The 15092-nt window shown below is 41.8% G+C and carries 9 protein-coding genes; 3 read left to right on the top strand and 6 right to left on the bottom strand.

Annotated features, from left to right (window positions below):
- Positions 1 to 210 precede the first annotated feature (210 nt).
- Positions 211 to 2712, top strand: coding sequence for a glutaminase domain-containing protein (locus ACH11B_RS04915; protein ID WP_377611938.1), 2502 nt, complete (start codon positions 211 to 213; stop codon positions 2710 to 2712).
- A 215-nt stretch (positions 2713 to 2927) separates the two neighbouring features.
- Entirely contained in the window at positions 2928 to 3920 is a 993-nt protein-coding gene (locus ACH11B_RS04910; protein WP_289554324.1) for a right-handed parallel beta-helix repeat-containing protein, read from the top strand.
- 3 nt (positions 3921 to 3923) lie between these two features.
- Here the strand turns inward: ACH11B_RS04910 and ACH11B_RS04905 are convergent, their stop codons facing one another.
- The 5 genes from ACH11B_RS04905 to ACH11B_RS04885 all read right to left on the bottom strand — a co-directional run bounded on the left by ACH11B_RS04905 (position 3924) and on the right by ACH11B_RS04885 (position 10716).
- Positions 3924 to 6602: a carboxypeptidase regulatory-like domain-containing protein gene (locus ACH11B_RS04905; protein WP_377611936.1), complete on the bottom strand. Its 2679-nt coding sequence runs from the start codon at positions 6600 to 6602 to the stop codon at positions 3924 to 3926.
- 16 nt (positions 6603 to 6618) lie between these two features.
- Entirely contained in the window at positions 6619 to 7407 is a 789-nt protein-coding gene (locus tag ACH11B_RS04900) for a GLPGLI family protein (protein WP_289554321.1), read from the bottom strand.
- Between the two features lie 70 nt (positions 7408 to 7477).
- Complete coding sequence (locus ACH11B_RS04895; protein WP_289554320.1) at positions 7478 to 7846, bottom strand: hypothetical protein; 369 nt, start codon at positions 7844 to 7846, stop codon at positions 7478 to 7480.
- A gap of 198 nt (positions 7847 to 8044) precedes the next feature.
- Complete coding sequence (locus tag ACH11B_RS04890; RefSeq protein ID WP_289554319.1) at positions 8045 to 9970, bottom strand: sensor histidine kinase; 1926 nt, start codon at positions 9968 to 9970, stop codon at positions 8045 to 8047.
- Positions 9967 to 10716 (bottom strand): LytTR family DNA-binding domain-containing protein, encoded by a 750-nt coding sequence (locus tag ACH11B_RS04885; protein ID WP_289554318.1) that lies wholly within the window; start codon positions 10714 to 10716, stop codon positions 9967 to 9969. The genes ACH11B_RS04890 and ACH11B_RS04885 overlap by 4 nt, the downstream gene beginning before the upstream one ends.
- Positions 10717 to 11105: 389 nt before the next feature.
- Between ACH11B_RS04885 and ACH11B_RS04880 the strand changes: the two genes are divergently transcribed.
- Positions 11106 to 14174, top strand: a complete 3069-nt coding sequence (locus ACH11B_RS04880; protein ID WP_149105084.1) for a beta-L-arabinofuranosidase domain-containing protein — start codon at positions 11106 to 11108, stop codon at positions 14172 to 14174.
- A 60-nt stretch (positions 14175 to 14234) separates the two neighbouring features.
- Here the strand turns inward: ACH11B_RS04880 and ACH11B_RS04875 are convergent, their stop codons facing one another.
- Complete coding sequence (locus tag ACH11B_RS04875) at positions 14235 to 15080, bottom strand: SDR family oxidoreductase (RefSeq protein WP_130854891.1); 846 nt, start codon at positions 15078 to 15080, stop codon at positions 14235 to 14237.
- Positions 15081 to 15092: the final 12 nt, after the last annotated feature.

Raw genomic sequence — 15092 nt, 5'->3', positions numbered from 1 at the left:
TTCGGTGCCAAGTGCTTACTCACTCCTTAAACTTTTCGCTAACATAAATACCTTACCGGCTTACTGTAACGAATCCCTCGTTTTGAAATAAATAAGCAGTTATGAGACAAATCAGCTAAATCTTGAAACGACTTTGCTAAATCGGGTTAGCATTATGTAGTAATTTTACAGGCATCATACAATTAAAACGCTCAATACCCGATAATCGAGATGAACAAATTAAAAAAATTGAAGGCTTGGAGCTTATTGGCTTGTTTAATTACCATAGGCCTTACCATAGGCCAGGTCCAGGCACAACATAGAAAAGCCCCTGCTTATCCGCTGATTACGCACAATCCTAATTTTAGTATCTGGTCAACTACCGATCAGTTGAACGCATCTACCACCAAGCATTGGACAGATGCTGATCATTCGCTTTTAGGATTGATCGACGTGGACGGCAATATTTATCGTTTTATGGGGAAAGAAGAACCCAATTATAAAACGGTACTCAATACCTCTGACGAAGAAGCCTATACCGTGCAGTATACAGAAAAGGAGCCGACAGGAGCGTGGACAACTTCCGACTATGCTGCAAGCGACTGGAATTCGGGCGCTGCTCCTATTGGTGATGACGAAAAAAGTGTAAAAACCCTATGGAAATCTCGCGATATCTGGGTTAGACGTACGTTCAATGTAAGCAAGCCCGAAACTATTGACGAGCTCTTATTGAAATTGAACCACGATGACAATATTGAGGTATATCTGAACGGTAAAAAGGTATATGAAAAAACCGGATGGACCAATAACTTCCACTATTTACCGATCAGTAAAGCCGATCTAAAAACCGGAGAAAACCTCCTAGCTATCCACTTGACAAATACTGCAGGCGGTCGATTCTTAGATTTCGGACTAGTAGATAAGCGGAAGGAAACCACTAAGATTCAAACGGCCATACAAAAAGATGTGGAAGTTACCGCAACGCAAACCATATATACGTTTGAAGCAGGGAAGGTAAATCTGAACCTGACCTTTACCTCACCACTACTCATGAATGACCTGAGTTTGTTATCGCGCCCTGTATCTTACATCACTTATGGTGTAAGCGCCAACGATGGGAAAAAACACGCGGTAAGGCTTTTTCTTGGTGCATCGTCCAATATTGCGGTATATCGATCGTCGCAGGAAGTAGTTGCTGAAAAGTATACAGCTGATCAATTATCAGTGCTCAAGACAGGGACCGTTGAGCAAGCCGTTCTGCAAAAAGCGGCGGACGATATGCGTATTGATTGGGGATATTTCTACGTTGCGACGCCGAAAGCGAAAGGCGTAGCGCAATTTATAACGCCTGCGACAGCTGCCGTAGATGCCTTCAAAAAAGGTTCTGTAGGGTCTACCGCGTCAAAAGGGAAATTGCTATCACTAAATACAGTAATATCTTTTGGTACGGTAGGTAAAGCGGAAGTACAGCGATTTATAGAAGTAGGCTATGATGAGATTTATGCTATTCAGTATTTTCAAAATAACCTTCGGCCATGGTGGAACAACAGCGGGAAAGAAAGCATCGAAAAGCAGTTGAATAATGCGGCGAACGATTACCAATCTGTGATGAAAAAATGTGCGGCATTTGACCAACAGGTTTATGCCGACGCGCTGAAGGCGGGAGGTAAAGATTATGCGCATCTTTGTGTGCTTGCCTACCGTCAAAGTATTGCCGCACATACACTGGTCAAGAGCCCTCAGGGCGAGCTATTATGGCTGTCTAAAGAGAACAACAGCGGCGGTTTCATTAACACCGTCGATGTGACCTATCCCTCAGCACCGCTATATTTGATTTATAATCCCGAGTTATTACAAGGAATGTTAAGTGGTATTTTTTATTTCAGCGAAAGTGGTAAATATCCGCATCCCTGGGCCGCGCATGATTTAGGGACCTATCCATTGGCCAACGGCCAAACTTATGGAGAACCCATGCCGGTAGAAGAGTCGGGAAACATGATTATTTTAACAGCGGCAATTACCAAAGTGCAAAACAATGGCAATTACGCCAAGAAGCATTGGAAAAGCCTTACGACCTGGGTTGATTACCTGGTAAAAGAAGGCCTCGATCCTAAAACCCAGTTATGTACCGATGATTTTGCCGGTCATTTAGCACGTAATGCTAATTTGTCGGTCAAAGCCATAGTGGGTATTGCCTGCTACGCACAAATAGCAGAAGCATTGGGTGAAACAGCAACCGCTAAAAAATATCGAGCCATTGCGGAATCTATGGTGCCTAAATGGATTGAGATGGCTGATGCCGGCGATCATTACGCACTGACTTTCGACAATAAAGCTACGTGGAGCCAGAAATATAACTTGGTTTGGGATAAGGTGTTAGATTTGAACCTATTTCCGCAGAAAGTATACGATACTGAAATCAGATATTACCTCACCAAGCAAAACAAATTCGGTATACCCTTAGACAGTAGAAAGGCCTATACTAAAAACGACTGGATTTTATGGACTGCAACCTTTGCGCCTACTCGGGAAGCATTTGAAGCGCTAGTAAAACCCGTTTACACCCATGCAATCGAGACCGAATCGCGTGTTCCATTGAACGATTTTTATGATACAAATACCGGTATCCGCGAAAATTTCAAAGCCCGGAGTGTGGTAGGCGGTTTTTATATGAAACTTCTAGCCGATAAATTGAGAGTAGATTCGTCTCTACAAGGGGCAGAGAAACGATAATACAAAAGGGTGAAAGTACGCTAAAGGCCATTTCTTTCGAAAGAAATGGCCTTTTTTTTAAGCAATGAAATCTTTAGAATCATTATTTACAGCACATCTAAAGTGGCTGTAAATGAGATAAATTGATGAAATTTTGAAGCAAATTAAGAAACATATTAATTAATTACGCTTGTAGATTTGAGTCAATTATTTAATAACCACATAAAAACCATATTATGATGAAGTCTTACTTGTCAAAAGTGGCATTGCTGATTTTTGTATTCGCTTCCTGTGGAAAATCAGATATGTTAAAAGAGCGTCCGAATGTTATTGCTAACGGAATAACTGCTCAGGAATCGGCGCTAAACCAAGCTGCAACGATACGATACTTACCCGCCCAGAATGGTCCGGATGAAACAGGCGCTTTACAGGCGCTGATCGATCAATCTGTCGCCGGAGATATCATTATTATTCGTGCGGGAAACCATTATTTCAGCGGCACCGTGCATATTAATAAGAGCGGGTTAACCATTCGCGGAGAACATAATGGAACCGATCCTACAAATTATATGCGTAAGGCGGCTACGGCGTCAGGGCAGGGCGTTTCGGTACTTGATGTAGATGTTAATATTGTCAATACGGTTATCGATTGGATTTATGTCGATGGTGGTATGCTTCCCGAGCCTAACATACGCGTTTTCGGAAATGACACGAAAATTTATAACAGTCACTTCCGCAACAGCGGGCATTCAGGTATTTTGATCCACAATGCCAATCGAATCTGGATCGAAGGGGTGAAAACTTACTATAACTATGTAGTAGGCATTTCCCAGTGGGGCAGTTCAGATAACCGTATTAAAAATTGTCAAACTTACGAAAATGGGGGAGAGGGTATCACGATCGATGGCGGATCTCATAATTGTTTTGTGGAAAATGTTTGGATTTACAAAAACAATACGCATAAACGGGGTGTCGGAGCTATCGGTATTGATGCAGCTAACGGTGCTAATATTTTCAACTGTACAATCGACCAAACCAATGGACACGCAGTACGGTTTCAGAATAACTTAAATCAACCGGACGACGGCTGTCAAGTATATAATAATATCATTACTAACAACCAAGGTTGCGCCATTAGTATGCGCCATCCACAACTGGTTACCAATTTTGGGCAATGGGGAAATACCATGACTAATAATACGGGCGGATCTATTTGTAGTGAACCCTGAAGCTTAAAAACTATAATCAAACCCGAGTGCAATATAGCGGGGTAGCAGGCGGTATTCGATTAAAGAACGATAGGTGTCCGTAACGGTTGCACTTCGAAAGTGCCGGTTATTGAGCAGATTCTTGGCGTTTATACTAAATCTGGCTTTGATTTTTTTTGCATCATAAGCAAAGGAAAAATCAGAAAAGTAGTAGGTGCCAGGGACTTCCGAAAGAAAACTGCCAAAGCGATAAGCTTCGTTTTTTAAACTAGCTTGGATGTTTTCGGAAACTTTGAAAAAGGCGTTCAGGAAGCTGTATGTATTTACGAGCCGGTTTGTGCTTTCGCTACTGAATGAAGATAGCTGCATGCGGCTTCCTGTATGAATGTTCAACCAATATTTCCAGACACTTCGGTACGACAAGCCGTATTCGTGTGAGCCAGAGCGTATTTTGCGGTTCCCTATTCCGGATATGCTTGTCTCATAAGCAGCGAAATTTGCCCCTATATCCAATCGCAAATTCCCATTCAGCGGTTTTACGTAATAGTTAAACTGTGCCTTATAAAAGGTCGTTTTTTTATTTTTCAACACGAGCTGCTCATTTAGATTGAAATTGGTGTTCAGCACACTCCGAGTACTGATATAATCAAATAGTATGTTGTATCCCATGGATAAATTCGCAAAAAACTTATCCAACATATTTCCGTGTGTATATGTCAGTACAGTACCCGAATTATTTAATTTCACTATGTCATTCAATCCTTTCATAAAATTCCGAATACCGGTGGTATAATAATTAGGAACTACCTCCATTAAGTCAGCACTACTTTGTTGAAACGACAACGTTGCCTCCAGCTTCCCTTTGCGGTGTGGTGTCCATTTTGCCAGCACACGTGGCGAAAAGAATAGATTGTTTCTGCTTTGTACGCTTCCATACGAGCGCAGCCGCGTATGGATAAAAGCGGTATGTAATTGTGGAGTCCATTCCCATTTTCTCCGTTTGATCGTATATTTGGTCATAATATGCGCGTTATTGCTGCCGAAATCCAGCCGATTAGAGAATCCTGACGGCCGTATATCGGTTCCATCAGTTCCATGCAATACTAAATCCGTCGCCAGCTCTTGCATTTTGTACTCATTGGAAAAGGCTAGCTCCATAAAGTCACTGTTTTTTTGTTTTCGCACGTAATGCGAAGTAATTCCGAGGTACTGCAGGTTATTTTCGGCACGCTGATATACATCCGAAATACTTCCAACCTGAAACAAATCTTCATAATAATATTGATCAATGCGGTAATCCAATGGCGACTGCTGCGCAATCAAACGTGCCGAACTTACAATGGCTTCCCGGTCAGAAAGCTTATAACTATAGGTAAAGTTATGATTGGTCAGATAACCCTGCATTTCGGTCGTCTCCACTGTATTGTTTCCGTTGAACAAGAGGTCGCCCGTATCGTGTCTGCTGAGCGATCCTAAATTTCCGGTATAGGTAAGACTCGATTGTCGATTGATATCATACTGCAACTCTACCTTCGTAAAGTACGTGTTGATACGCTTGTTAAGTTCGTAGTCCTCCGTATTGGTAAATTGGATGCTCTTAATATTGTAATCCTGCACCGTATTTCGATAGAATGATTTCTTCGTTGGATTCACAAAACCCAACCACTTAATCTTGAGTTTTTTTGTCGGATTAAGAATCGTATTGAACGACAGTAATTGGTCACGGTTGAAATTCGTTCGCCTATAGTCAAAATCGGGTAAATCTGGCATAAAGTCAATTAAAGTAGGTGTTTTTGCGCCTATGCCCACCTGCCCGGGTTCATCAGTTTGAGCTGAGTACAGACGATGGTTGATGCTGCTTACCGCGTCAACACCATTATTGTTAGCCGTGCCTAAAAGATAATATTTGTTTTTTTTTTCAATCCTCATCAAGTTCAGACTTGCTTGGTAAAGCAAGGGTTCGGTCATGGTGCCCATAGCAGATACCGATCCCAACCACTGGTGTTTGCTGTCTTCTTTCAATTGTAGATTCAAAGCAACTTTATCCGAGTTTTCAATTCCTTTTAGGTGCTTATTGTTTGAATAACGCTGTAATACCTGTATCCTGTCTATCGGTTGAACAGACATGTTTTGGGTGAGAAGTCGGTAACCCTTTTCAAAAAAGTCATCACCTTCTATCATCACTTTTTCCACTTCTTTCTGCCCGATTTTGATACTTCCGTCGGTCCCAACATTCAAGCCCGGTATTTTCTTTAATAAGTCTTCTACTGTGCGCTCGTCTCCCTGTAAAAAAGATTGAGCCTTAAGTTCGATCGTATCTCTCCCAAGGCGATAAGGACGCTTTGCGTTTATCACTACTTCCTGCAGTTGTTCCAAACCACCTGCTATAAGTCCAACATCTACTATCGTATCTTTTTGGCCAAGCTCGATTTCTTTGGCAAGCGACTCATAGCTCAACGCTTTAAAATGTAAGGCCAGTTTGCCGGCATGGTTCGTTGTTAATCGATATTTTCCTTCTCCGTCCGTAAATGTATAAACTAGAAAACGGGAAGCTTCACCTTGCCGAAGATCAACTCGTACACCGCCGATCGGTACTCCAGCAGAAGTTACTCGTCCGCTGATTGACACCTGCGCCCAAGCTGAAAAATAAGCTGGCCCGAGACAAAAAAGCAAAAACCAACTTAAGCAAAGGTGGTTAATCATACATAGCTTCTTGTTCTCACTTATCGACTTGTTCCCATTCATAAACCTGTTCCACCGTACCGCGCACTTTTTGCCTTTCAGTTGTTACGCCTCCCACGGCAGGCATTTTACTTTCCATAATACGCATCTGCTCTTCTGCCCACGCCTCATCTTTCTTAACATATTCCTCCAGCGATAATTTGGGTAAAGACAAGATATAATTTTCATTCACCGGGATGTGCTCTTTGTAAGGATAGGAGACTTCTTTAAGTGTCCAATAGTTCGGGCTAGCGCTTTCGTTATATAGGAGTACAATCAATCCCGGAAGTCCCCCAAATTTGTATGGACCTGCAGATACCGGAATGTCGTTGGTATAGTAGGCTATTAACGTAGTTCCGCGATAAGTCGCCGTTGCTTTATGGCAAATATATTTACCCAAGGTATCCGTATCGGTATAGTTGGTATTCCATATGAGTTCTGGAAAGTTATCGGTTACCAAATAATTCGTTTCCTTGAGCGAACGGGTTTCAATCAGTTCTTTTTCATTATTCTTCTGAACGACAATACGTCTATAGTTAATACCTGTATTGAGCACCATTGAAAAGCTGGAAGACACTTCATTATCTATATTTCCACCCTTCTCTGTATGAGCGTTTACTGGAACCGAATCAAGGATCGCGGTTTTTACACCCCCCTCAAAATAGACATGCTCATGAAAAGTAGCTACGGCAGAAGGAATATATTCGTACACAGCGTGTAAGTTCTGTGCTTGTGCTTCCCATGTGCAACGCAGCAATAGGCAAAATAATAAAAACTGTTTCATCATTATAAAAGCGATAAAAGTGAACCATTCGGTTCACTTTTTATGTAAATAGTAATCTATGGGAACAATAATCTTAGAAGGCGCCTTTGGTGATGGAAAAACCTTGCGCTCTATGCCCATTGTCTATAAATTGAAAGAACTCGGCACAGCTTCCAAATACATCGCCCGATCCGCCTACATTGGTAGAATAGGTAACACTATTGTAGCGGATACCTCCACCGTTATAATAGTTAACTGTGTAATGACAGGCTTGGAGACGCTTGTAACCTTTTTTAATTGCTTTGATCTCACGGCTAACTTCAATAAAGCCCTCACCTGTAATGGCTTTGTGCATTGTTGTCCGCTTAGCGGTGTTGTTTTCCATTGCCTTTGCACCTGAATGAGCAAAAGCAGCCGTAGACATGGCCGCTACAGCAACCAAACTCATTAATAATTTTTTCATTGCTTTGATTTTTTTGTTAAACAATTGCATACAACAAGTGCATGCTTTAATAATAAACATAAAAATAAAAGCCTGTGTACTTAAAGGGCTAAAGCATTTATGATTTGCAGTCTATATTTACAATTCGCATAATGTCATTTTTATAAGTGCCACGAGAAAAATAAGACAAGATGGTAATTAAGAAGCTCGTCATCGAAATTATCCATAAACGACAGGAATACGTAAGCTGATCAGCGTGCCCCCTCCTTCGATGGAAGTGGTGGTAATGTTTGCTTTTTTGCCGAGTAGGTGGATGCGTTCCCGGTTGATGGTTCCGGATAGCGAACGATGTGTCCCATCAGTAGGTGAGGCTTCAATTTTGCCGCTGTCCGTAATCGTTACCTGTAAAACATCCCCTTCCAATTGAAAGCGAACAGCAATAGTTCCCGCTCCCTTGATGAGGTCAATGCCATGTAGGATGGCGTTTTCCACGTAAGGTTGGATCAGCATGGGCGGCAGCATGACAGCACTTAAATCCTCATCCTGTAGTTGTTCGATATGGTATATAAACGCATGATCAAAGCGCATCTGCTGCAGACTAAGATAGTTCTCCAGCGTTTCGATTTCCTCACTCAATGGAACTAAAGCCTCTCGGCTTAGTGCTAAACTACTACGCAGCAAACGGCCAAAGCGGTTGAGGTATTTAATGGCATTATCTTTCTGATCGAAACGAATAAAACTCTGTACGGCGGATAAGGTGTTGAAAATAAAATGAGGCTCCATCTGTGTACGCAATAATTGTTGCTGCAATAGCACCTTTTCTTTTTCCTGGCGGGTTCGCCGTTGGCGAAAACTGTAATATAAGAATAAGACTGTCGCACTCAGCGATACAACACCCAAAATAGAAACGGCAAGCCACAAGCGGTTTTGCTGCAATTGCAGTTGATTGATCTTCATACTTTCATTCAACGTACGGATGGAACGATCTTTAGCCTGCAATTGGTAAAGTGTATTCATTTCGGCAATAGCCTGTATGTTTTCTCTTTGATAAATGCTCCTTTCTAATGCCGATGTTTTGAGTAATAAATCAATGGCCGCATCTTTTTTCCCTTGAAGCTTGTATAAAGCTGCTAGATCTTTTTGATAGAGAACTTCATTCTGTGTAGAAATTACTCCCTTATGCTTTTCATTCAACTGCTTAGCCTTGGTCAAAAATTCATTCGTGCGTGAAGGCTTCTCCAACAGGATATAAGTAGCCGCTACATTGCAGTAATCAACAAACAGATTATTGATATCCGTTGCATTTGCTAATCCGGCATGATAATCGGATTCATCTAAATCACTTTTCATTAACTGATAGTGCAACAAAGAATCTGTTTCTGCGCTCTGTTCAAAATAATTGACTTTCGATTCGTAGAGAAAACCAATATTGTACCTGTCCGGATACAACCGATGAAGCGCCTCCAATTTTTGAAGATAGGAAGCAATACTATCAGCTGGTTCTTTCTGATCGTTCAGCACATTTATCATCTGTACTAATACCCGTTGATGATTGATGTGCCCTTTCGGTAATGAATCACAAAGGGGTATTGCAGCGCGATTCATTTTCTCCGCCAAATCTAATTGGAAAGCCATCTGGTTGCTCTGTGCAGCGGAAAGCAGTATGGCGGATTTTGCTTCGGGTGAAAGATTTACGGTACTGTCGGAGATTACGATGGCAGCGGCTTTATTGTAGTAATAACTCTCTTCATGCGTTCTGGATTCCAGTCCACGGATATTGCCGATGCCATTATAAACAAGTGCTTTTTCTTTGAGATTTCCGGTGGTCGGTTCAATTAATTCCAATGCCCGCTCTATATATATTTTGGCAGAATCCTGCCCTTGCATCCCATATAACCGAGCCAACTGATAATAAACCTTCGTAGCAAGCAGGGTATCTCGCTGTACGATTGGATTTTTAAGTAATCTAGTCCATACGCCCTTTAACGAATCACTATCTTGGTTATTAACTTTTATAGCAGCAATTTGCGTTATCCGTTCAGTAAGTGCGTTCTGGTTGTTGGGTAGCATTGATGTCTGCTCACGGCAGCCAAGGCATAGCAACATCGTTATAAAACACCCCGTGTATTGTAAAAATAAGTTCATTTTGTAGGAAAAAGTTGATCTAGAATAGCATTTTTCCGGCGCAATGAGATGGGAATTTCTTCCTTGTTTTTAAGTACAATATAATCTGAACGGTTTACATCGGAAACATACCTACGGTTGACCAGATAAGATTGGTGCGTACGTAAGAAATGCGGAGAGGGTAATAATCCTTCGTAAAACTTAAGCGGTTTTGATATCAGTTCTTTTGTTCCATTGTTCAGAAAGAAAAAAGTATACGGACCATCGCCTTTGCAGTATACAATATCCTGAACAGGCACGATACGGATATTATTAACGGAATTCAGTGCAATACTCTCGGGTAAATTATTTTCGGTCATTGATGCCTGAGCCAGCGACAATTGTTGCATCCATTGCGGGTTGTTTTCACATCGGCGACGATAGCGCTCCAAAGCTTCTTTCAATTCGGTATGATCAACAGGTTTCAATAGATAATCCAATGCCCCGTATTTAATCGCTTTGATGGCAAAATGGTTATAGGCTGTAATAAAAATAATGTTTTGTGGAATGAGATTTAGTTTTTGCAACAGGTCAAAAGCCGTTCCATCGCGAAGCTGAATATCCATCAATATCAGGTCAGGACGTTCTCTTTCTATTACTTTGACGGCAGCAGGCACGTTGTCGCTCCACCCAACAAGTTTAGTGTCGGTCTCCTGCTGTATTAGGTGGCTAATTTCTCTGCGTACTGCAGGTTCGTCTTCTATAATCACAACAGATATCATCATCATTTTTGTGTCTGGTAAAAATAATAATTGTAAGTGAAGGAAATTTACCTTTTCGTAAAAAAAGCTAGTCAGAAGCAATCCTTGTTTAGCGGTTCTAGGTTTAATGTATTAAGCCAGCACATTTTCTTTTTGACTATTGAATGCCTTGTTTTCGTTTTCTGGATGCATACCTGATAATATCCTGTGATCATTTGCTAAAATAGGCGTAACGAAACAGTGCGAACCTTCATAATTTTACGAAAAACTATCAAACTATAAATTATCTATTTTCAATATATTGGTCTTTAAATCTTTTTGTAGGGATTTAGACGGATGCATTCCAATATAGTACTAGAAAAACGCTACTTCTGAAAGTGGAATTTTGTAAGAGCAAAAAAGATTTTAAACAATTTATGGCAACGAAAATGTACAAAGTAATCTTGCGTGTTATCCTATTTTTGATTGTTTTAGCCGAAGGCGTTAACATCGCTCGAGCACAAAATGGAGACCAAATACTCGACGGTATCGGTGAAACCGGAATGATTGCGCGTTACGTATTTGATGGAGATACCAAAGACTGGTCTAGAAATAATTTGCACGGGAAATTTCAAGGCCCTGAAATCAAGTTTACTAATGATGAGCGGTTCGGGAAGGTTTTGTCGCTCTCCGGAGCAGCTAATGATTTTGTGATGCTCCAAGGAGATGCTTTAACAGATTTAGAGTCGCTCAGTATATCGGGATGGATATACTTGCGTTCAGATAAACGGGGTCAACATTTTTTTGATTTCGGACAAGATGCCACCAGGCATTTTTTTGTAGCTCCCGTAGGGACAAATACCCAAGAAGGTTGCCAGGCATTGATAACAACAAAAGGTGATCATCAGAAGGGTGCGGTTTCTCCAGCTATACCATTGAATAAATGGGTACACCTTGCTATCGTGATCGATATTCCTTCAAAAGCAATGATAACCTATGTTGATAGCCGACCAGTAGGAGAAACAAAAGATATACCGTCGGAGTTAACAGCGGTCTTCGGTGAACAGGGGGCAAAAAGGCAACTATATATCGGTAAATCGCTATTGCCTGAGAACCCCTCGTTGAATGCCCTGATACATGATTTTCGTATTTATCGCGTTCCCCTAACGAGAAGACAAGTTACTGGCATTTACTACAATGCCCTGAGAGGTGGTCAGGAAGCTGCGGTTAATGTCGGGAAGCCAGAAGATAATCTTCACCAGTTTTCTCCAAGCGAGTCGAAGCTTTATAATGCCTACTTAATAAAGGTACCCGATGTAGAAGTGAAAACAAGCATAGGAAATTTGCCGCGTTTACCAAGTCATATAGAGGGAACTTATCGGCAAGGGATAAATGGGCCAAAAGTGCGGGTTCTTTGGCCTGCTCCAACCGACAATACTGCCGTTCTTCAAGCGGGACGTTATACCATTACCGGGCGCGTTCCAGGTACAGATCTACAACCCAAGGCTTTCGTCACCGTAATAGATGCTAAATCGGGCGCTACCCCTAGTTCAAAACTCGCAACCTTTAATTTGGACCAGGTTTCTTTGGAGGCCGACGCGCGTGGCCACAAAACTAAATTTATTGAAAATCGGGATAAGTTTATCAATACATTAGCTGCAACCGATCCTAATTCTTTTCTTTATATGTTTCGCCATGCTTTTGGTCAGAAGCAGCCGGAAGGAGCGCGACCTTTAGGTGTGTGGGACAGCCAGGAAACGAAATTACGGGGGCATGCAACGGGTCATTACCTTACCGCAATTGCACAAGCCTATGCCGGCACCGGATATGATAAAGCACTTCAGGCCAAATTTGCGGAGAAAATGGAATATATGGTTAATACCCTTTATGAACTATCGCAATTATCCGGAAAGCCTAAAGAAGCTGGCGGTATCCATGTATCTGATCCGACGGCTGTGCCTTATGGCCCCGGGAAAACGGAGTATGACTCAGATTTTAGTGATGAGGGTATCCGTACCGATTACTGGAACTGGGGGGAGGGCTTCATCAGCGCCTATCCACCGGATCAATTTATCATGTTAGAACGTGGTGCTAAGTATGGCGGACAGAAGAATCAGGTTTGGGCACCTTATTATACGCTACATAAAATCTTAGCAGGGCTAATGGATGTATATGAAGTGAGTGGTAATAAAAAAGCGCTTGAAATAGCAACCGGTATGGGTGATTGGGTGTATGCGCGTTTGAGCAAATTGCCTACCGAGACACTTATAAAAATGTGGAATACCTATATTGCGGGTGAATTCGGTGGTATGAATGAGGTGATGGCCCGTCTGTATCGGATCACGAATAAACCGAATTACCTTAAAACTGCACAGTTGTTCGATAACATCAAAATGTTCTACGGTGATGCTAGCCATTCGCATGGTTTAGCTAAAAACGTAGATACTTTCCGTGGTTTACATGCCAATCAGCATATACCTCAAATTGTGGGTAGCATCGAAATGTACCGTGTTTCCAACAATCCGGTATATTACAGTATCGCCGACAACTTTTGGTACAAAGTTGTGAACGATTATATGTATAGCATTGGAGGCGTTGCCGGAGCACGTAATCCGGCCAATGCAGAATGTTTTATCAGTCAGCCCGCGACGTTATATGAAAACGGCTTTTCTGCAGGGGGTCAAAACGAAACCTGTGCCACCTACAATATGCTTAAATTGACCAGCGATTTGTTCTTATTCGATCAAAGGCCTGAACTAATGGACTATTACGAACGCGGCCTCTATAATCATATTTTGGCGTCAGTAGCCGAAGACAGTCCGGCAAACACTTATCATGTACCGCTCAGGCCCGGTTCTATTAAGCAATTTGGTAATCCGCATATGACAGGCTTTACCTGTTGCAACGGTACCGCTATAGAAAGTAGTACCAAACTACAAAACTCTATTTATTTTAAAAGTAAGGACAACGATGCACTTTATGTCAATCTATTTATACCTTCTACCTTGGAATGGGCGGAACGTAAGATAACCGTGCAACAAACAACGGATTTTCCTAATGAAGATCACACCCGTTTAACGATTAAAGGAGGTGGAAAGTTTGATATGCATGTCCGCGTGCCGGGTTGGGCTACCAAAGGTTTTTTTGTAAGGGTGAATGGTAAAGATCAAAAACTAGAGGCAAAGCCGGGTTCTTATCTAAAAATAAGTCGCAATTGGAAAGATGGCGATGTTGTTGATTTACAAATGCCCTTTCAGTTTCACCTCGATCCCGTTATGGATCAGCAGAATATAGCCAGTCTATTTTATGGTCCTATTTTACTAGCAGCCCAAGAACCTGAAGCAAGGAAAGACTGGCGTACAGTAAGCCTGGATGCTGAAGATATAAGCAAATCTATTAAAGGCGATCCAAAACAGTTAGAGTTCACCATTGACGACGTAATTTTTAAACCATTTTATAATACATACGGGCGTCACTCCGTATACTTGGACGTCCGATTAAAATAGGATTCGCCATTCTGAGAGCACATTTTGTGCTCTCAGAATGGCGAATCTGTTAAAAAGTACTTAGTTGCCGAAATCGGTCGAAAGACCCAAACTCTCATATGTAGTCATTTCGTTTTCGATCGTTGCCATTTTATCCCTGGCCATTTTATACGAGTCGCTACCCAAGAATAGATGCAAGGGTTTTGTTTCCATTTCCGCGACTTCGATAAACACCGCGGCAGCCTTTTCCGGATCGCCTGGCTGATTGCCTATTACCTGTTCTTCGTGTATAACCTCTAAATCCCGAGCTTCTTTATATTCCGCAATCGGATTTTGGGCGAGACGCATAGAACCTTTTAACAAGAAATTCGTTTTGAAATAACCGGGATACACTACCACTGCTGATACCCCTAACGATTTGGCCTCCGCCGATAAGGCCTCGGTAAAGCCGGCAACCGCAAATTTTGTCGCATTATAAATGCCCCAACCGGGAAAAGTTCCTAGAAAACCTGCAATAGAAGAAATGTTGAAGATCGTACCCGCATGCTGTTTACGGAAGTAAGGCATCACATGGCGGATGACATTTAGCGAACCAAATACATTTATGTCAAAGTTTTGACGAGCTTCTTTGTCGCTCAATTCTTCGAGTGTTCCTATCTGACCGTACCCTGCATTATTTACTACGACATCTATCATTCCGAACGTATCAACGATCCTGTTTATCGATTTGGCGACACTTTGTTCATCCACCACGTCCATTTGGAGTGGAAGGAATTCAGAGCCTGAGTGGCTTACTTCCGAACGTAACGCATTTATATCTCTTGAAGTAGCCGCTACTTTATAACCGGCGTCCAGTAATTTTTTTACCAATGTTAATCCTAAACCTTTTGAAGCTCCGGTTACTAACCATACTTTTTTTGTTTCCATAATATTTGTTTT

This window comes from Olivibacter sp. EAT-5 (genome assembly GCF_044784325.1).
Lineage (GTDB): Bacteria > Bacteroidota > Bacteroidia > Sphingobacteriales > Sphingobacteriaceae > Olivibacter > Olivibacter oleidegradans.
Note: the sequence above shows the minus strand (reverse complement) of the source record. Positions and strands in the feature narration are given on the sequence as shown.

Coding starts and splice junctions, on each gene's coding strand:
- ACH11B_RS04915 (WP_377611938.1), top strand. CDS start 211: ATGAACAAATTAAAAAAATTGAAGGCTTGGAGCTTATTGGCTTGTTTA.
- ACH11B_RS04910 (WP_289554324.1), top strand. CDS start 2,928: ATGATGAAGTCTTACTTGTCAAAAGTGGCATTGCTGATTTTTGTATTC.
- ACH11B_RS04905 (WP_377611936.1), bottom strand. CDS start 6,602: ATGATTAACCACCTTTGCTTAAGTTGGTTTTTGCTTTTTTGTCTCGGG.
- ACH11B_RS04900 (WP_289554321.1), bottom strand. CDS start 7,407: ATGATGAAACAGTTTTTATTATTTTGCCTATTGCTGCGTTGCACATGG.
- ACH11B_RS04895 (WP_289554320.1), bottom strand. CDS start 7,846: ATGAAAAAATTATTAATGAGTTTGGTTGCTGTAGCGGCCATGTCTACG.
- ACH11B_RS04890 (WP_289554319.1), bottom strand. CDS start 9,970: ATGAACTTATTTTTACAATACACGGGGTGTTTTATAACGATGTTGCTA.
- ACH11B_RS04885 (WP_289554318.1), bottom strand. CDS start 10,716: ATGATGATGATATCTGTTGTGATTATAGAAGACGAACCTGCAGTACGC.
- ACH11B_RS04880 (WP_149105084.1), top strand. CDS start 11,106: ATGGCAACGAAAATGTACAAAGTAATCTTGCGTGTTATCCTATTTTTG.
- ACH11B_RS04875 (WP_130854891.1), bottom strand. CDS start 15,080: ATGGAAACAAAAAAAGTATGGTTAGTAACCGGAGCTTCAAAAGGTTTA.